14 protein-coding genes, 1 tRNA gene and 1 pseudogene are annotated in these 17,856 nt (G+C 68.6%); 13 read left to right on the forward strand and 3 right to left on the reverse strand.

Going from position 1 to position 17,856, the window contains the following annotated elements:
• Positions 1-12 precede the first annotated feature (12 nt).
• Complete coding sequence (locus tag ACMT1E_RS08155) at positions 13-561, forward strand: GAF domain-containing protein (protein WP_414899571.1); 549 nt, start codon at positions 13-15, stop codon at positions 559-561.
• Positions 562-563: 2 nt separating this feature from the next.
• Here the strand turns inward: ACMT1E_RS08155 and ACMT1E_RS08160 are convergent, their stop codons facing one another.
• Positions 564-2,591 (reverse strand): putative bifunctional diguanylate cyclase/phosphodiesterase, encoded by a 2,028-nt coding sequence (locus ACMT1E_RS08160; protein WP_414899573.1) that lies wholly within the window; start codon positions 2,589-2,591, stop codon positions 564-566.
• A 149-nt stretch (positions 2,592-2,740) separates the two neighbouring features.
• On the opposite strand from ACMT1E_RS08160, the gene ACMT1E_RS08165 reads away from it, so the two are divergent.
• The gene (locus ACMT1E_RS08165) at positions 2,741-3,505 is read left to right on the forward strand and encodes an NAD kinase (protein ID WP_414899575.1); all 765 of its coding nucleotides are present in this window, start codon (positions 2,741-2,743) and stop codon (positions 3,503-3,505) included.
• Positions 3,506-3,558: 53 nt separating this feature from the next.
• A tRNA-Asn gene (locus ACMT1E_RS08170) sits at positions 3,559-3,633 on the forward strand.
• Here ACMT1E_RS08170 and ACMT1E_RS08175 read toward each other — a convergent pair.
• Positions 3,592-5,028 (reverse strand): UdgX family uracil-DNA binding protein, encoded by a 1,437-nt coding sequence (locus ACMT1E_RS08175; protein WP_414903340.1) that lies wholly within the window; start codon positions 5,026-5,028, stop codon positions 3,592-3,594. The two genes, ACMT1E_RS08170 and ACMT1E_RS08175, sit on opposite strands and share 42 nt — an antisense overlap.
• A gap of 86 nt (positions 5,029-5,114) precedes the next feature.
• The gene (locus tag ACMT1E_RS08180; RefSeq protein ID WP_414899576.1) at positions 5,115-6,353 is read right to left on the reverse strand and encodes a putative DNA modification/repair radical SAM protein; all 1,239 of its coding nucleotides are present in this window, start codon (positions 6,351-6,353) and stop codon (positions 5,115-5,117) included.
• Between the two features lie 149 nt (positions 6,354-6,502).
• Between ACMT1E_RS08180 and ACMT1E_RS08185 the strand changes: the two genes are divergently transcribed.
• The 10 genes and pseudogenes from ACMT1E_RS08185 to ACMT1E_RS08230 all read left to right on the forward strand — a co-directional run bounded on the left by ACMT1E_RS08185 (position 6,503) and on the right by ACMT1E_RS08230 (position 17,759).
• A complete protein-coding gene (locus tag ACMT1E_RS08185) occupies positions 6,503-7,006 on the forward strand; it encodes an RNA polymerase sigma factor (protein WP_414899578.1) in 504 nt (167 codons plus the stop codon).
• Positions 7,007-7,100: 94 nt separating this feature from the next.
• Entirely contained in the window at positions 7,101-8,069 is a 969-nt protein-coding gene (locus tag ACMT1E_RS08190) for a FecR family protein (protein ID WP_414899579.1), read from the forward strand.
• A gap of 308 nt (positions 8,070-8,377) precedes the next feature.
• Positions 8,378-8,941 (forward strand): annotated as a pseudogene (locus ACMT1E_RS08195) (TonB-dependent receptor plug domain-containing protein); the annotation flags it as partial.
• 806 nt (positions 8,942-9,747) lie between these two features.
• Positions 9,748-10,701, forward strand: a complete 954-nt coding sequence (locus ACMT1E_RS08200) for a TonB-dependent siderophore receptor (protein WP_414903342.1) — start codon at positions 9,748-9,750, stop codon at positions 10,699-10,701.
• Entirely contained in the window at positions 10,701-10,982 is a 282-nt protein-coding gene (locus ACMT1E_RS08205; protein ID WP_414899581.1) for a hypothetical protein, read from the forward strand. Before ACMT1E_RS08200 ends, ACMT1E_RS08205 begins: the two co-directional genes overlap by 1 nt.
• Positions 10,979-12,526 (forward strand): PepSY-associated TM helix domain-containing protein, encoded by a 1,548-nt coding sequence (locus ACMT1E_RS08210; RefSeq protein WP_414899582.1) that lies wholly within the window; start codon positions 10,979-10,981, stop codon positions 12,524-12,526. Before ACMT1E_RS08205 ends, ACMT1E_RS08210 begins: the two co-directional genes overlap by 4 nt.
• Positions 12,523-12,807 (forward strand): DUF3325 domain-containing protein, encoded by a 285-nt coding sequence (locus tag ACMT1E_RS08215; protein ID WP_414899583.1) that lies wholly within the window; start codon positions 12,523-12,525, stop codon positions 12,805-12,807. The genes ACMT1E_RS08210 and ACMT1E_RS08215 overlap by 4 nt, the downstream gene beginning before the upstream one ends.
• A 59-nt stretch (positions 12,808-12,866) precedes the next feature.
• A complete protein-coding gene (locus ACMT1E_RS08220; RefSeq protein ID WP_414899584.1) occupies positions 12,867-13,598 on the forward strand; it encodes an energy transducer TonB in 732 nt (243 codons plus the stop codon).
• 212 nt (positions 13,599-13,810) lie between these two features.
• Positions 13,811-16,201, forward strand: coding sequence for a membrane-bound PQQ-dependent dehydrogenase, glucose/quinate/shikimate family (locus ACMT1E_RS08225; protein ID WP_414899585.1), 2,391 nt, complete (start codon positions 13,811-13,813; stop codon positions 16,199-16,201).
• Between the two features lie 91 nt (positions 16,202-16,292).
• On the forward strand, positions 16,293-17,759 hold the full coding sequence (locus tag ACMT1E_RS08230) for a phospholipase D-like domain-containing protein (protein ID WP_414899587.1): 1,467 nt from the start codon (positions 16,293-16,295) through the stop codon (positions 17,757-17,759).
• The last annotated feature ends 97 nt before the right edge of the window (positions 17,760-17,856 follow it).

The raw sequence follows: 17,856 nt of genomic DNA on the forward strand, positions 1-17,856 counted from the left end.
ATGGCAAGATAGATGAGTGCGATGTCCGAGCCGACCGTTCTGGCCCGGTGGAGCGCGACGACCGACCTGATCAGACGGCTGGCCGGCGCCTTCACCATCGATGACACCGTCGCGATCCTGCGGGATTCGGCGCGGCGTGTCGCGGCGTCGGACGGCATCACCGTCGTCCGGCGCGAAGGCGCGCATGTCCGTTACGTTGCGGAAGACGCCGTCGCCCCGCTGTGGACCGGCCAGAGCTTTCCGATCAAGGCGTGCATTTCCGGGCTGGCGATGCTGGACCGCGCACCGATCATCATTCCCGACATCAGCAAGGACCCGCGGCTGGTTTACAATTACTATCGCGACACCTTCGTGCGCAGCATGGCGATGTTCCCGGTCGGCGTCTCCACCCCCGGCTGGGCGATCGGCGCCTATTGGGCGAAAGCGCAGCCGATAGACCCTGACACGATCGACCTGCTCGCCACGCTGGCGCGCGCGGTCGGCGCGACTCTGGAAAAGATCGATACGCTGGCGGTAACCCGGCAGCATGAGGAAAGATTGCGCGCCGAAGCCGGGGGCTGATTTCAGCCCGGCCGGGTCTCGCTCCAGTCGGCGACAAGCGCCGCCAGCTCCGCCGTCGCCAGCGGCATCGCGCACAGATAGCCCTGATAATAGGTACAACCATCCTCAGCGAGCAGCGCCAATTGCTCTTCACTTTCCACCCCTTCGGCGACGACGCCCAGATCTAGCGAGCGCGCCATTTCGATCACCCCGCGCACCACCACGCGGTCGCGGCTGGACCCGGTGATGTCGTCCGACAGGCGCTTGTCGATCTTCAGATAATCAAGCGGCAACGCCTTCAGATAGGCGAGGCTGGAATAGCCGGTGCCGAAATCGTCGATCGCCACCCGGCAACCGCCCGCACGCAGCGCGGCAAGCAGGTCGGCGGCGGCGTTCAGGTCGTCGATCAGCCCGCTCTCGGTCAATTCCACGGTTACCCGTGCCCGGCTGAACCCGGCCGCGTCGACGATCGCCAGAAAATGCTCAGCGAAGCCCGGCCGGCCGATGTCGGCGGCGACGATATTGACCGACAGGCGTAGCCCGCCGAGCGCCGGCGGCCACGCCGCCGCCGCCGCGATCGCACGGCGCTGGATATGCTCGGAAAGCTGCACGATATGGTCGGATCGTTCGGCGGCGGCGAACAGCATTTCCGCGCCCAGCTCGCCGTGAACCGGGTGACGCCAGCGTGCCAGCGCCTCGACCCCGACGATCGCACCCGTCGCCACCGCCACCTGCGGTTGAAACAAGATATCGATCTCGTCCTGAACCAGCGCCGTGCGAATGTCGACGGCCAGCCGCTCCTCTCGCCCGGCGGCGAGCGCGTCGCTGCCGCTGAGCAAGCGGATCGGCGCCGAATCCTGATCGCGCGCCTCGGCCAGAGCGGCGCTGGCGCGGCGCAGCATCTCGGTCGGGTCCTCCTCCCCCTCCCCGGCGATTACCCCGCCGATCCGGCAACCGACGCTGACCGGTTCCGCGTCCGGCATGAACGGTCGCGCCATCGCGTCGACAATATGTTCGGCGAGGAGGCGCGCCCGGTCTGCCGCCAGCCCCGGCGCGACACCAACCAGAAAGGACGCGCCCGCCATCCGTGCGACCAGCGTGCGCCGGCCGCCCACCTCTTCGGCCAGCCGCTCGACCCGGCGCGCCGCCGCTTTCAACAGCGCATCGCCCGTCGCCCGGCCATAGGCGGCGTTGACCATTTCGAACCGGTTGACCGACACCAGCAACAGGCAGGTGCCGGCGCCACGCCGGACCGCCGCCGCGATCCACCGGCGGGCTTCGCCCGCATCGGCCAGGCCGGTCAGCGGATCGCGGAACCGGCGGCGGCCGGCGACGGCCGGCGCCAGCGCCTCTATCGTTCCGGCGATGCCGCCGGGCAGGCGTTGCAGATGATGCGCCACCGGCTCGCCGCTGCCCGGCAGCCGGTGCGTAAAGGCGGTGGCGTCGCTGCCGTCGCGCAGCCGCCGGAACGCCTCCCGCGCCGCGCGGCGCCCTTCGGCGTCCAGCCGGCGGTACAGCGCGCCCGCGGTCCGTGCCCCGTCCGACACCCCGGCCAGACCGCCACCGAGATGGAGCACCCCGTCGCTGAACCGCCAGGCCATGCTGGCTGCGGCGCCGCTTTCCTCGCCGCGCCAGCCGGAAGCGAGCCGGTCAGCATGACGCACCGCGAAACGCAGCGCCTGGCCGAATTCGTCGTCGCCGAACGGGCTGGCGAGGTAATGGGTCGCCCCGGCGGCATATAACTGGTCGAGTCGGGAGACATCGCGCCGCGAGAGCAGCACGAGCAAGGCAGCGGCATTGGACTGGGTCGGCTCGGCCAGCGCCTGCACTGCCGCCAGCCCCTCGTCGAACGCGCCGCGCGCATCGACCACCGCGATCGTCGCGCCGCTGGCGATGAAGCGCGCTTCCAGACCGGTCGCCCGCCGCGCCGCAATCGCCCGCCAGCCGGCACGCGACAGCACCGCCGCCAGTTCGTCCCGGTGCCGGAACGACAGCAGGAACAGCGGCTGGCTTACGGAACTCGGCAAGGACGCGGGCGACGGCTCGCTCACAGAGGACTCTCCACGCCGGCGATGCTAGCGGCGCTTTGCTCCGCCGCCAATGGCCTTGCTCCCGCCGCCGCGACCGCTTAACCCGACCGGGTGGACAGTCGCCGCCCCCGCCCCGCCCTTTTAACGGCCGGTCCGGCCGCCCGGCGGCCGTGAAGCGCGCGCTCGTCGCCTCGCCGGCCGAATCCGCGCGCATCGCCGAGGCGGAACTGCGGACACGCTATGACTGGGTCGATCCGGGCGAAGCCGAATTGATCGTCGCGCTCGGCGGCGACGGTTTCATGCTGCAAACCCTGCATGCGATGCTGGAACGCCACCGCACCGTTCCCGTATACGGCATGAACCGTGGGACCGTCGGCTTCCTGATGAACAGTTATGACCCGGCCAGTCTGGACGCACGGCTGGCACGGGCGCGGACCTTCGCCGTCACCCCGCTGCGCATGGAAGCGTCGACGATCGAGGGCGAGCATGTCTCGTTGCCGGCGATCAACGAAGTGTCGCTACTGCGCGAAACGCGCCAGACCGCCAAGCTCGAAGTCATGGTCAACGGCCGCGTCGTCATCGAGGAACTGGTCTGCGACGGCGTGCTCGTCGCGACCCCGGCCGGTTCCACCGCCTATAACCTGTCGGCCAACGGCCCGATCCTGCCGCTGGGGTCGGCCCTGCACGCGCTGACCCCGATCAGCCCGTTCCGCCCCCGGCGCTGGCGCGGCGCTGTCATCCCCGAAAGCGCCCGCATCCGCTTTCGCGTGCTCGACCCAGTCAAGCGCCCGGTCAGCGCCGTCGCCGACCAGCGCGAAGTGCGCGACGTGACCCAGGTGGAGATCGGTATCGACCATGCCGCATCGCTCAGCCTGATGTTCGATCCGGAGCACGCGCTCGACGAACGGATCGCAATGGAACAATTCATGGTTTGACCCGCTTGCCTTGCGGCGAAACCCGCTGCTATAGGCGCGCCTCGCAACCGTGTTCCCCGGTAGCTCAGCGGTAGAGCATCCGACTGTTAATCGGACGGCCGCCTGTTCGAATCAGGCCCGGGGAGCCATTTTCCACCTTGGTATGATCCGGCCCGCCCGCTTCGGCGGAATGGCGGGTGCCCACAGGCGCTGGGCGCTGACTCGTCCAGCATGTGGCGCAGGGTCACCAGTTCCTGCTGGAAACAATTCTCCTCCCGGCGGCGGCCCTCGCCATCGAGGCGCAGCAGGAAGCTGGGGACGAGCAGACTGCCGTCATCCAGGCGTCCGGCCAGGCCGCGTTCCCTGCCGATACTTGGCGTCCGGCCGAGAATCGCCCGACCGGCGCCGGCACCGAGCGCCAGCACGATATCCGGTTTTGTGATGCTTCGTTCGGCGTCGAGCCACCAGCGGCAGCGGTCGATCTCACCAGCGGTCGGGTTTTGATGGAGGCGCCGCCTGCCGCGCCGCTCGAACTTGAAATGCTTGACGGCGTTGGTGATGCGGAGCAGCGCACGGTCGATCCCGGCCCGGGCCAGATGCATATTCAGCAACTGCCCCGCCGGCCCGACGAACGGCCGCCCGGCTTGTTCTTCCTGATCGCCGGGCTGCTCGCCGACAATCAGCAGCCTTGCCCGCGCCGGCCCCTCGCCCGGCACCGCCCGGGTGCCATTGCAACCGATCGGGCAGCGTCGGCAGGCGGCAATGCCGGCGGCAATCTCGTCCAGCGTCTCCGGCGATGTTTGCGGGAAGGTATTCCCGCCCAGCGCAACCATCGCCGCCTCGCGCGCCTGGGCACCGGCGATCAGCCCTGGAATCAACCGTGCTTCCGGCAGATTTTTCCAATAGCGGCGCGGCATTTCCTTCACCATCGTCGCCACCTTCAACCGGGCAGGGTTGAAAATCGCGGCATAATAGCGCTGCCAGAGCGCTTCAGCGGCATCGTCCGGCGGTGCATCGTCCCGGTTCGCGCCCGGTGCTTCGGCAAGGGCGGCGCCGTCCCAATGCAGGCACAGATCCGGCGTCAGGATCGACCAGCGCTGACTGGCAAAGCGGTTGACGAAGAAATCCGCGTTCGCCCGCACGACATGGTGATCCGGCTCGAACCAGGCGACATAGCGCTCCGCGCCGTCATCTTCCCTGACCGCGCGAAAGCGCACGAACGCCCGCATCTTGTGGATCTCGCGGCCCACCTGCCCGGCCAGAATGGTCAGGCGATGGACATCGCTGTCCGCCGCCTGTTCCATCAACCGCGGATCGTCCTGAAGCCGCCACAACAGTCGGTAGAGCAGCGCGAAGCGCCGGTCGTCCCGATGGAGGATCACGCGCTCGGCGAGACGGAGAAAGGCACGGCTGGCGCGAACCGGCCGGTTTGCCGGGGGCATGGACACGCCCGCCACGGCGATGCCGCTGAAAAGATCGCCTTCGGCGCCGGAAGCCGGTGTCCAGACGATGTCCTCCGGCGGAACACGGGCGGCGGCCAGCATGCGCGCGTGCCGTCGCAAGTCGTGCACATCGTCCGGCCGGGCCAGGGCAACGACGTGATGCGCGGCGCGGCGGGCGACCACCGCGCTCACCCGAACAATTCCATCTGGCGCGGCGGCGCGATCCGGGCGCGCAGATCGATGCGGTCGGTTAGCGCCGTCGGCCGCCAGTCCGCGGCGATGATGAAGGGCCGCAGTCTGGCGACCGCGCGGGTCAGGCGGGCCAGGTCGTCAAGCCGCAGCCGATGATGACGTCGCGCGTGGAGGATCGCGGTGACGGCGCGGGTCCCCAGCCCCGGCACCCGGAGCAGCAACTCGCGCGGCGCACGATTGATGTCGACAGGAAAGCCATCGCGGTACTTCAGCGCCCAGGCCAGCTTGGGGTCGATGTCGAGCGGTAGCATCCCCTGTTCATCCGCCGCCTGCTGCACCTCGCCGGTGGAAAAGCCGTAGAAGCGCACCAGCCAGTCCGACTGGTAGAGCCGGTGTTCGCGCATCAGTGGCGGCCGCCGGAGCGGCAATACCGCACTGGCGTCCGGGATCGGGCTGAATGCCGAATAATAAACGCGGCGGAGCCGGAACCGGTCATACAGGGCGTTGGCCCGGCCGATGATCTCGCGGTCGTTCGCGCTGTCGGCGCCGACAATCATCTGGGTCGACTGGCCGGCCGGCGCGAAGCGCGGCGCGTGGCGAAAACGCTTGCGCGCATCCTTCGCCTCGGTGATCGCATCGCCGATATCGGCGATCGCGCCTTCGATCCGCTGGCCATTCTTGTCCGGGGCCAGCCGGGCAAGGCCCGCCGCGGTCGGCAATTCAACATTGATCGACACGCGGTCCGCCCATAGCCCGGCCTGCCTGACCAGCGCCGGGTCCGCCTCCGGGATCGTCTTCAGATGGATGTAGCCGCGAAACCCATGCGCCTCGCGCAGCGTCCGCGCGACCTCTATCAGTTGCTCCATGGTATGGCTGGACGATTTGACGATGCCGGAGGACAGGAACAGGCCCTCGATATAGTTACGGCGATAGAAACTGAGCGTCAGCGCCACCACCTCCTGCGGCGTGAACCGCGCCCGCCGCACGTTGGAACTCTTGCGGTTGACGCAATAGTGGCAATCGAAAATGCAGTGGTTGGTCAGCAGGATCTTGAGCAGCGAAATGCAGCGGCCGTCCGGCGCGTAGGCATGGCATATGCCCATGCCCTGCGTCGAACCGATGCCCTTGCCATCCCGGCTATGCCGTTTTGTCGTGCCGGACGACGCGCACGACGCATCGTATTTGGCCGCATCCGCCAGAATGGCCAACCGATCGCTGATCGTACCCTGCGTCATTTGTTCTTTATATGTTCTCAATGGCCTCCTGCCAAGCGCGACGTGACGGTCGCGGTGAGGGCCATTCCCTCTCACATCCGGCCGGCATCGCCCGCGCCAGCCGTTGCGAGTCATTTGCAACTGGGGTAATGGCGCGGCATTGACCGGCCATGCCCACCAACGCGCTCAATCTGTCGCGTCTGCTTCTGGCGGAGCGCAATTCCCTCCTGCAACGGGTGCGGCGGCTTGTCGGCCGCGACCGGGCGGAAGACGTGGTGCAGAAATTGTGGCTGAAGGTGCAGGCGGTGCGCGATCACCCGCCGATCGACAACCCGGAGGCCTATCTGCACCGGCTGGCGATCAACGCCGCCACGGACGAATTGCGCGCCGCCGCCCGGCAACGCGCGGAGACCCAGGCGGAGGTAGACCGTCTGCTGTGGGTGGAGGATGACCGCCCACGCCCCGACCGCATCGTCCTGCAGCGCGACATGCTCGACCGGATCAGGGCAGCGATCGACAGTTTGCCCGAACCAACCCGCAGCATTTTCCGCCTCAACCGTTTCGACGGCGTGACCCAGCGGGACATCGCGCGGCGCTACGCCGTGTCGACAACCATTGTCGAACGCCATATCCGCCGCGCGCTCAAGATTCTGGCGGACGTGCGGCAGGCATAGTGAAAATTTATTGTTCGCACCCTGTTAGGAACTGTGGCTGCCCGTTCGTCGAACTTCTGAGACGCGCATATGGCGCCGTTCTCGGAGGCGGATCATGACGAAGAGCATGCCGGAACGGCGCGCGACAGCGGAGGACGAAGCCCGCCGCTGGATCGCGCGAATGGCATCGGCCGAGATGACGGCCGACGAACTGGCGCTGTTCACCGCATGGCGCGCCGCCGACCCCACCCATAACCGCGCGTTCGAACAACAGCGGGCGGTGTGGCGGGCGGCCGGTCGGCGCCCGGCGGCCGGGCATGGCCCCGCGCGACGGCGGTCGCGCTGGCCGCGCTTCCCGTCGGCCCGCCGCGTATCGCGCCCCGCCGCCGCCGGCCTTGCCGCCGCGGCGATCGCCGCGCTGCTCCTCGGCCCGGACATCGCCGTCCTGGTCCGTGCCGATCACCGGGCCGGCACCGCGGTGGAAAGCGTGATGCTGCCCGACGGCAGCCGGGCGAGCCTCAACGCCGGCGCCGCCATCGTCGTCGCCTATGACGACACGGAAAGGCGGATCGAGCTGCTGCGCGGCGATGCGTGGTTCACGGTCGCGCACGGCGACAACCGGCCGTTCCGGGTCACCGCGCTCGGCGGCGTGACCGAGGATATCGGCACGGCCTTCGAAGTCCGCCGCGACGGCGCAAGCGTCGCCGTCGCGGTGACGGAAGGCGCGGTGGAGGTCCGTGCGGCGGCCACCGGCGCCCGCCTGCCCCTGCGCGCCGCACAGCGCGCACGCTACGACAAGGGCGGCGCCGTCGTCCGCCTCGGCGCCGCCGATCCGACGACCATCGCCGCCTGGCGGCAGAACGAAATCCTGCTCGACAGGGCGACCGTCGCCGAAGCGGTCGCGCAGATCGGCCGCTACCGTGCCGCGCCGGTATTCGTCGTCGGCGCCCCCGCCCCCAACCGGCGGATCAGCGGCGTGTTCAGGGCCGACCGGCCTGACGAGGCGATCGATGCGGTGGCGGGCATGGCCGACCTGGCCGTCTATCGGCTCGGCGGCATCACCATGCTTCGCCCCCGCGCCTGAAAAATTTCAGCCCGGTGTTAGGACAGGCCGCCATCCCGACGTCAAACCCATTGAAGGGCGCTATTGATGCGCATTCGCAAATGGGGGCGCGGCAATCCCGTGCCAGAGCATGGGAAGGAAATAGCATGGTCGGTTTCGTCCGCCGCCGGGACAACGCGGCGTTTCGTCTGTCCTTGGTCCTGTCGGGCGCCGCGCTGGCGCTTCCGGCGATGACGCCGGCGCAGGCGCAGACGGCAACCACGGCCCGGGACGCAACGCGCAGCTATGCCATTCCGGCTCAGCCGCTGCCCGGCGCACTGCGCCAGTACATGCAGCAGTCCGGCGTGCAGGTGGGCTATCCAAGCGAGATCGGCGACGATGTCGTCGCCGCTGCGGTGACCGGCACATACAGCCCGGCGGAGGCGCTCAGCCGCCTGCTGGCCGGAACCGGCCTTGCCTATCGCTTCACCGGCCCCGCCACGGCAACGCTCGAACGCGCGCCGCAAGCGGCGGGCGACGCCATCCGGCTCGGCCCGGTGCGGGTCGAGGGCAGCGGCGGCGGCGCGGTGTTGACCAGCGACGTTGCGGCGACGGAGGGTAGCCGGTCCTATACCACCGGCCGCGTGGCGACCGCGACCAGGCTCCCCCTGTCGATCCGCGAGACACCGCAGACGGTGACCGTGTTCACCCGCCAGCGGATGGACGATCAGGGCATCAGCGAAGCGCGCGACATCTTCATCAATACCCCCGGCATCGCGATGACCGCGACCGCCCCGTACCGCGAATCCTTTCACGCGCGCGGCTTTCTGATCGAGAACTATCTGTTCGACGGCCTGGCGATCACCACCAGTTCGTCACGGCGCGGCACTTTCCTGTCCGATCTGGCGATGTACGACAGGGTCGAGGTCGTGCGCGGCGCCGCCGGTCTGGTGCAGGGCACCGGCACCCCCTCCGCCGGCCTGAACTTCATCCGCAAGCGCCCGACCAAAGAGCTGTTCGCCGAGATTCAAGGCGAAGTCGGCCGCTGGGACAGCTATGCCGCCCAGGTCGACGTCGGTGGCGCGCTCAACCAATCAGGCTCCGTCCGCCTGCGCGGCGTCGGCCGCTATTCGGACAGCGACACCTTCCTCGACGCCGGCGGGGCGCGGCGCAAGCTGGCCTATCTGATCGGCGAAGTCGACGTGACCGATACGACGCTGCTGACGGTCAGCCTGTCCTATCAGGACAACGACAACGCCACCGGCTATGGCGGCCTGCCGACCGGAAAGTTCGGCGCCGACCTGAAGTTTCCGCGCGCGACCACCTTCTTCAGCCCGTGGAACTATTGGGACGATGCATCGACCGAACTCTATGCGAGCCTGCAACAGAAACTGGGCGGCGACTGGACGCTGGATGCCTCGATGCTCCAGATCTGGGGTAGCCAGGACCAGTTGCGTTCCGGCGTCTCCCTCAACGACAACGACGAATGGGACGTGTCCGGCGGCCGGGGCAAGTATGACAATGACCGCGCGGCCTATGACGTTCATATCGGCGGGCCGGTAACGCTGTTCAGACGCCGCCACGATCTCGTGCTGGGCGCCAGCCTGCGCGTCGCCAGGGAAAGCCAGGTGACGGCGGGCTACTGGCCGCCGCGCTACTGGGCGACCAACGTCGACATCTTCGACTGGCACAACAATGCCCCGGCGCCGAGGCGGCGCAGCTGGCGCCGGATTTCTGGGCGTCCAACAAGGAAACCCAGCACGGCCTCTACGGAACCGCCAACCTCAACCTTGCCGATCCGCTGCACGTCATCATCGGCGCGCGGATGGACTGGTATGACTTCAGGGACGACGCCCTGTGGATACCCGTCGGCACCACCGACGAGGACCGGTGGGGCAGCGCGTTCGAATATAATGCCCATCTGACGAAATATGTCGGCATCGTCTTCGACGTCGACCGGAACCACTCGCTCTACGCAAGTTACAGCGACATCTTCAAGCCACAGGACCTGAAGACGACCGCCAACAAATACATCACCCCGATCGTCGGCAAGAATTTCGAATTCGGTGTAAAGGGGGAGTATTTCGACGGCGCCCTCAACCTGAGCGCGGCGCTCTTCCGGATCAACGAGGATAATCGCGGCATCCCCGACGGGCCATGTCCGTTCAACCCGCAGATGACCTGCTATCGCCCGGCCGGGCAGGTCCGCAGCGAAGGGTTCGAACTGGAAGCGCAGGGCGCGTTGACCGAGCGCTGGCAGATCGCCGCCGGCTATACCCATGTGACGACCAAGGTCAGCAAGGACCCGGACCCGGCAACGGTCGGCCAGAAGCAGAATACCCATCTGCCGAAACAGCAGTTCAAGCTGTCGACGACCTACCGGATGCCCGGCGACGCGTGGCGGGTCGGCGCCAGCCTGCGCTGGCAGGGGCGCATCTATCACGAGGACGACTGGGCCGGCTATGTCTACCACACCGGGCAGCGGGCCTATGCCGTCGTCGACGCGCTGGTCGGCTATCAGGCGAATGCGCGGCTGAACCTGCAACTGAACGTCTACAATCTGTTCGACAAGCGCTACTTCAGCTCGATCAACGCCCAGCCGGTCGTGTGGGGCGGCAACACCGTCTACGGGACCCCGCGTGATTTCAGGCTGACGGCACGGTACCGGTTCTGATGCCGGCAAGACCGCGCCTGGACCGGACGTGGCGCGTCATCCTCGCCGTCTTCGGCGGCTACGGCTTTACCTCAGCGGTAATCGGCGGGCTGTCGCTGGCCCTTCCCGGCAGCCGGGCCGATGCAGTGATCTGGTCCAGCCTCGCCGGGTTCGTCGTCTGGACGGCGGCGGTCATCTGGGTGTTCGCGGTTCGCTCCGTCCGGACCGCGGCCATCGGCATGGTCGGCGGCGGCGCGCTGATCGCCGCGTCCATCTGGCTGGCGAAGGGGCTGGCCGCGTGACCGGCGGCCTGCGGCAGGCGATGAGGTGGCTGCACAGCTGGGCCGGACTGGTCTTCGGCTGGCTGCTGATGGTGATTTTCGTCACCGGCACGCTGACCTGCTTCGCCCGCCCGATCACCGACTGGATGCGGACGGACTGGCGCCCGGCCCCGTCGATCGCGCAGAGCGAGCGCTTCGTGGCGGCCAGCCTTGCCCATATCGCGCGCGAGGCGCCGGACGCGGAACGCTGGAACATCTATGTCCCCGACGACTGGCTGGCCTGGTGGGACAAGGACGGCACCTTCCACGAAGCCCGGCTCGACCGGATAACAGGCAAGCCGAAAAGCGCGGCGCAGGAGCGCGAAACCCACGGCGGCTATTTCTTCAACGGTGTGCATCACTCCCTCTACGCCGGCACCCCCGGCATCCTGCTGGTCGGTCTGGTCACTGTCGCGATGCTCGTCGCGCTGGTCAGCGGGATCATCATCCACAAGCGGCTGTTCAAGGACCTGTTCACCCTGCGTCTGGGCAAGGGGCAGCGAAGCTGGCTGGACGGGCATAATGTCGCATCGGTGCTGTCGCTGCCGTTCCAGCTGATGATCGCGGTCACCGGCCTGGCGATCTTCCACTACGCCTGGATGCCGGCACCGATCGCGCTCAATTACGGCATGGCGGGCGGATTGCAGGCGGAGTTCGCGCAGGAAAGCGCTTATTTCAAGGCGCGCAACGCCGATCCGCGGACCGACGCCCTGCCCGACCCGGTCGCCATCCCGCTCGCGGCGGTGCCGGTACTTACCGCCGACGCCCATGCCCGCACCGGCGTCCCGCTCGAATGGATCTACCGCGAGCGCGGCCCGGACGGCAGGCCGCGCCTGTGGATCGGCATGGACGGCACCGGGCCGCAAACCCTGCCGCAGCCGGTCGCGGTGGAATTCAAGGCGGTCGGCACGCCCGCGCGCCTGCATCAACTCCACAAGGGCGACGGCAGTGCCGCGGAGACGACGCTGGCGGTGATGGACACGCTCCACGAAGCGCGCTTCGGCGGGGCGCTGATCGACTGGTTGTGGTTCCTGCTCGGCCTGATCGGCTGCGTGATGATCGCGACCGGCCTCATCCTGTTCACCCGCAAGCGCCGCGCGAGCGGCCGGCGGGAATTCGGCAGCGCCACCGGCCATGTCTACCGGGCGATAGAGGCGATCAATGTCGCCACCGTCACCGGCGTAACCCTGGCGTCGATCGCGTTCCTGTGGGCCAGCCGCGTCATCCCCGCCGCCACGCCCGGCCGTGCCGAAATAGAGGTTCAGTCCTTCTTCCTGGTCTGGGCCATGGCGTTCGTCCACGCACTGCTGCGGCCGGGGCGCGCCGCATGGGCCGAACAATGCGCGGCCATCGCGCTGCTGTGCATCGCGCTGCCGCTGCTGAACGCGGCGACCACCGGCGCATGGTTCGGCCGCTATGCGGCGACGGGAAACTGGGCGGGTTTCGGCGTCGAAATCGTCGCCATGCTGTCCGGCGGGGCCTTCGCCCTCATCGCGTTCCGGCTGGCGCGGAAGGCACCGGCGTGACCGCGCTCATCGCCGCCCTGCTGCTGCTGTTCGCCGGCTTCCTTGCCTTCGCGCTCGCGATGCAGCGGCACCAGCGCGATCTCGCCGGCCGCCCCCTCAGCCGGCCCGTCAGCCGGCTGGCGCGGGTTGGCGGCTGGGCGTTGCTCACCCTCGCCCTCATCCCGCTGGTGGCGGGGTTCGGCGCGGCATTCGGCGCGGTGTTGTGGCTTGCCCTCGTCACGCCCGCCGCCATGCTGGTGGTGCTTTTGCTGACCTATCGGGGTATCCGGTGGCGGGGATGAACCGCCTCCGGCCACGCGACCGGTATCGCAACGCCGTGCGGCACGAGGGCGAACCGGCGATGTTCAGGTCTCACAGCCCAGCCGCTGACCGCCCGGCCGACCGGCGCGACAGCGTCTATTCCGCCGGCGGCTGGCACCACCGTCTCTCCGGCTCGCTGCTGGCTCTGCTCGCCCATCTGCTGATCATCGGCGCTTTTCTGATCCACGCCGGGGTACGCTACACAGCCGTCCAGACGCCAACGCTGACGGTGATTGACATCAACGCCCTCGCCGCCCCGCCGGAGCCGCCAAGCGAGCGGCCGCCAGGCCCGGAGCAGGTGAAAAACCGGGAGCCGCCGCCCGTCGTCAACCGGCCGGCCATCGACCCGCCGCCGATCCGGCTGCCGACGCTCAACCCGATGACGGCGCCCCCGCCTGAGCCGGCGGCCACCCCGGCGCCGCCGGAGGACAGGGCGACGGCGCCGGACGCGAAGCCGGCACCGCCGGCCACCCGCGCCAGCGATGCCAAACCGACCTGGGAGGGCGCGGTGCTGGCGGCGTTGAACAAAGCGAAGCGATACCCGCGCGAGGCCGCATTCCGCCGCCAGCAGGGCGTGCCCTATATCCGCTTCGCGATCGACCGCAGCGGCAGGGTCCTGTCGGTCGCGCTCGAAAAATCGTCCGGCGTCCGCGCGCTCGACGAAGAAGCCGTCAGGCTGCCCAGGCGCGCCGAGCCGCTGCCGAAACCGCCGCAGGACGTCACCGGCCAGGTGATCGAACTCGTCGTGCCGGTCGAATTCTTCATGCACTAACCTCACCCGCCCAACGGAACCCCGGTGCAGCCAAAGCGTTCTGGCGGCAGTGAAATCGGGGTGCGGCGACGGCGATCGGACGGCGTCGCCGCCCCGAATGCGGGGAGAGCCGCGGTGCCAAGGGTAGATGCTTCGCCTGCCGACAGCCGCCGTGCCGTTCAACCGGCCGCCAGCGCGCCGCCCTCTGCCCTTTCGAACCAGGCGAGGCGACAATGATCAAAACCATGCGGCGGGCCTTTCCCGCCCCGGCGCCGGCGCTGGTCGTCGGCCTGGTGGAATCGCTGATTGCGATCGTGCTGCTGGTCGGCGGCGGGCGGCTCGCCGCGCTCGGCGGCTCCGCCTATTATCTGCTCGCCGGCATGGCGATGCTGGTGTCGGGACTGCTGCTGATGCGCGGTCGGATGATCGGCGGCTGGCTCTATGCAGCGGTATTTCTGTTCACCGTCATATGGGCACTGTGGGAAGTCGGCGCCAACGGCTGGGCGCTCGTCCCCCGCGTGATCGCGCCGCTGGTGCTGCTGGTCGCGGTGCTGTTCGCGATGGCCAGTCTTTCCGCGCGGTCCAACCGGTGGAAACTGGCGTCGGCGGGCGGCCTGCTCATCGTCGCGCTCTTCGCGATCAGCGGCGCGACGATCGGCTGGCTCAACCGCCCGACGCCGTTCATGGCCCTGCCCGCACCCGGCATCGCCATGGCCGATCCGGCCCCGATGCAGGCCGGGGCCGACTGGCCGGCCTATGGCGGCAGCTACAGCGCCCGGCGCTATTCGCCGCTGACCCAGATCACGCCCGCCAATGTCGGCTCGCTGCGCCGCGCCTGGCTGATCCACACCGGCGACCTGCCGTCATCGGCGCGGGTGCGCGGCACCTACGGCGCGGAAAATACCCCGCTCAAGATCGGCGACAGCCTGTATGTCTGCACGCCCAAGAACATCGTCATCGCGCTCGACCCGGCAACCGGCCGGCAGCGGTGGCGCTTTGATCCGAAGGTGTCCGACGACGCCATCCCCTATACGGCGGCGTGCCGGGGCGTCAGCTATTACGCGGTGCCGGGGGCGGCGCCGGACCAGCAGTGCGCCCGGCGGATCATCTTCGGCACCCTCGACGCGCGCCTGTTCGCGCTGGACGCGGCCAGCGGCCGTCCCTGCCAGGATTTCGGCGCCAACGGCCAGGTCGATACCACGATCGGCATGGGCGACACCCCGCCCGGTTATGTCTCGATCAATTCCCCGCCGACCATCGTACGCGGCGTCGTCGTTACCGGGCATCAGGTTCTGGACGGACAGGACCGCTGGGCGCCGTCCGGGGTGATCCGGGGGTTCGACGCGGTCACCGGCAAGTTGCGCTGGGCGTGGGACATGATGAACCCGGACTGGTCCGGCTATCCGCCGCCGGGCCAGACCTGGGCGCGCGGCACGCCGAACATGTGGACCATCGCCTCCGGCGACGAAGCGCTCGGCCTCGTCTACCTGCCGATGGGCAATGCGGCGGCCGACTATTATTCGTCGCTGCGCCGCCCGCAGGAGGATGCGTTCGCCACCTCGCTGGTCGCGCTCGACGTGACCACCGGCAAACCGCGCTGGCGCTTCCAGGCGGTGCGCAAGGATGTCTGGGATTATGATTTCGGCGCCCAGGCGACGCTGATCGACTATCGCGGCATCCCGGCCCTCGTCCTTCCGTCGAAGCAGGGGGACATCTACGTCCTCGACCGCCGCACCGGACGACTGCTGACCCCGGCCGGCACGATCCGCGCGCCGCGCGGCGGCGTCGAGCCGGCCGAACGCGCCGCGACGCAGATCGTCTCGCTCTGGCAGACGCTGCGCCAGCCCGACCTGACGGAGAAGGCGATGTGGGGCATGTCGCCGATCGACCAGATGATCTGCCGCATCCAGTTCCGCCGGGCGCGCTATGACGGCTTCTACACCCCGCCGACGGCCGATCGCCGCTCGATCGAATATCCCGGCTACAACGGCGGCACCGACTGGGGCGGCATTGCCGTGGACCCGGTGCGTGGGGTCATCGTCGCCAATTACAACGACATGCCCAATTCGGTCCGTCTCGTTCCCCGGGCGGAAGCCGACCGCAAGGGCTGGACACCGCGCGACCAGGCCCGCGGCAAAATTGGCGGCGCGGAAGGCGCGGGCGACCCGCAGGCGCATACCCCTTACGCGATCGACGTGAATGCCGGCTGGCGACTGCCGTTCACCGGCATGCTGTGCAAGCAGCCCCCCTATGGCGGCATCCGCGCCATCGACATCGCTTCCGGCCGGACGATCTGGGACCGCCCGTTCGGCACCGCGCGAACCAATGGGCCGTTCGGCATTCCGTCGCTGCTGCCGGTCACAATCGGCACCCCCAACAACGGCGGCGCCGTCGTTACCGCGAGCGGGCTGATATTTATCGCCGCGGCGACCGACAACCTGATCCGCGCGATCGACCTTCGCACCGGCCGGACGGTCTGGTCGGATGTGCTGCCGGCGGGCGGACAGGCGACACCGACGGTCTACGAAGCGAACGGCAGGCAATATGTCGTCATCTACGCCGGCGGTCATCATTTCATGGAAACGCCGATCGGGGACGAGGTCGTCGCCTATGCCCTGCCCTGACACCCCCGCCGATGATATCGTGTCTGGCGCCGCTCCTCTTCCCGGCGCATGATCGCCAAGGGTCGCGGCGAAGGGCGATAAGGGGGTGCCGATGACACAGGGGGACAAAACGCCGCTGCCCGCGCCGGGCCGCAATTGCTGGCGCGTGGCGCAGGCGGACCGTTTTGCCTTCATCGTCGACGCGGCGGACTATTTCGTCGCGGCGCGCAAGGCGATGCTGACGGCGCGCAAGAGCATCTTCCTCGTCGGCTGGGATTTCGACGCCGGCATCACCCTGGACGAACAGGCGACGGAAGGGCCGGCGAAGCTGGGCGACCTGATCGTCTGGCTGGCCGATCGCTCGCCGGAACTGGAAATACGCCTGCTCCGCTGGGATACCGGCGCGTTCAAGGCGATGTTCAAGGCGCGGACACTGGCGACGATCATGCGCTGGAAAATGCACCCGCGCGTGACGCTGAAGCTGGACGGCGCCCACCCGATCGCCGGCTCCCACCACCAGAAGATCGTCGTGATCGACGACTGCATCGCCTTTTGCGGCGGCATCGACATGACGACCGGCCGCTGGGACCACCGCGCCCACAAGGATAACGACCCGCATCGCCGCAACCCGGACGGCAGCGGCTATACCCCGTGGCACGATGCGACCAGCGCCTTCGACGGCGCCGCCGCCCGCGCCGTCGGCGACCTCGCCCGCGAACGCTGGCTGGCGGCGACCGGCGAGCGGCTCCACCCCGCCGACGTGCCGCACGACTGCTGGCCGGACGGGGTGGAACCCGGCTTTCGCGATGTGACGCTCGCCATCGCCCGCACCTGCCCGGAGATGGGCGACAGCAGCGGCGTGCATGAGATCGAACAGATGTACCTCGACCTGATCGGCCGGGCGCGCCGCTATATCTATGCGGAAAGCCAGTATTTCGCATCGCGCAAGATCGCCCGCGCGATCGCCACCCGGCTGCAGGAGGAAGACGGACCGGAAATCGTCGTCATCAACCCCGAAACCGCCGAAGGCTGGCTGGAACCGATCGCTATGGACTCCGCCCGCGCCCGGCTGGTCGAGGCGTTGCGGCGCGTCGACCGTCACGGCCGTTTCCGCATCTACCACCCGGTCACCGCCGGCGGCGAACCGATCTACGTCCACGCCAAGGTGATGATTATCGACGACCGCGGCTTTCGCGTCGGTTCGTCCAACTTCAACAACCGCTCGCTGCGCCTTGACACAGAATGCGACGTGATCCTCGACCTGGCCGGGGGCGACGCCACAGCGCGCGCGACGGTGACCGCGATCCGCAACGATCTGCTGGCGGAACATCTGGGCGTTGCGCCGGACAAGGTCGACACAACCCTGGCTGAAACCGGATCGCTGATCGCAACGGTCGAGGCACTGCGCGGCGGCGGGCGCAGCCTCGTTCCCTACGTGCTGCCGGAACTGAGCAGCACCGAGGCGTGGCTTGCCGACAACGAGATTCTCGACCCCGAAGGCCCCGACGCGATGTTCGAACCGCTCAGCCGGCGCGGCCTGTTCAGGGGCTGGCATCTGCCCTGGCGGTCGCGCCGGTAACCGCCGCCGCCATCCGAAAGATGTCGAAAGTGACGCTAGGGTTTGCGCCGCATTGCCGTTAAGAGGGGCGAAAGCACGGCGGCGGAGCCGCGGGTCG

It is taken from the genome of Sphingomonas flavalba, from assembly GCF_047553045.1.
GTDB lineage: Bacteria > Pseudomonadota > Alphaproteobacteria > Sphingomonadales > Sphingomonadaceae > Sphingomonas_L > Sphingomonas_L flavalba_A.

Coding starts and splice junctions, on each gene's coding strand:
- ACMT1E_RS08190 (WP_414899579.1), top strand. CDS start 7,101: ATGACGAAGAGCATGCCGGAACGGCGCGCGACAGCGGAGGACGAAGCC.
- ACMT1E_RS08175 (WP_414903340.1), bottom strand. CDS start 5,028: ATGCTGGCCGCCGCCCGTGTTCCGCCGGAGGACATCGTCTGGACACCG.
- ACMT1E_RS08180 (WP_414899576.1), bottom strand. CDS start 6,353: ATGACGCAGGGTACGATCAGCGATCGGTTGGCCATTCTGGCGGATGCG.
- ACMT1E_RS08185 (WP_414899578.1), top strand. CDS start 6,503: ATGCCCACCAACGCGCTCAATCTGTCGCGTCTGCTTCTGGCGGAGCGC.
- ACMT1E_RS08155 (WP_414899571.1), top strand. CDS start 13: ATGAGTGCGATGTCCGAGCCGACCGTTCTGGCCCGGTGGAGCGCGACG.
- ACMT1E_RS08230 (WP_414899587.1), top strand. CDS start 16,293: ATGACACAGGGGGACAAAACGCCGCTGCCCGCGCCGGGCCGCAATTGC.
- ACMT1E_RS08205 (WP_414899581.1), top strand. CDS start 10,701: ATGCCGGCAAGACCGCGCCTGGACCGGACGTGGCGCGTCATCCTCGCC.
- ACMT1E_RS08225 (WP_414899585.1), top strand. CDS start 13,811: ATGATCAAAACCATGCGGCGGGCCTTTCCCGCCCCGGCGCCGGCGCTG.
- ACMT1E_RS08220 (WP_414899584.1), top strand. CDS start 12,867: ATGTTCAGGTCTCACAGCCCAGCCGCTGACCGCCCGGCCGACCGGCGC.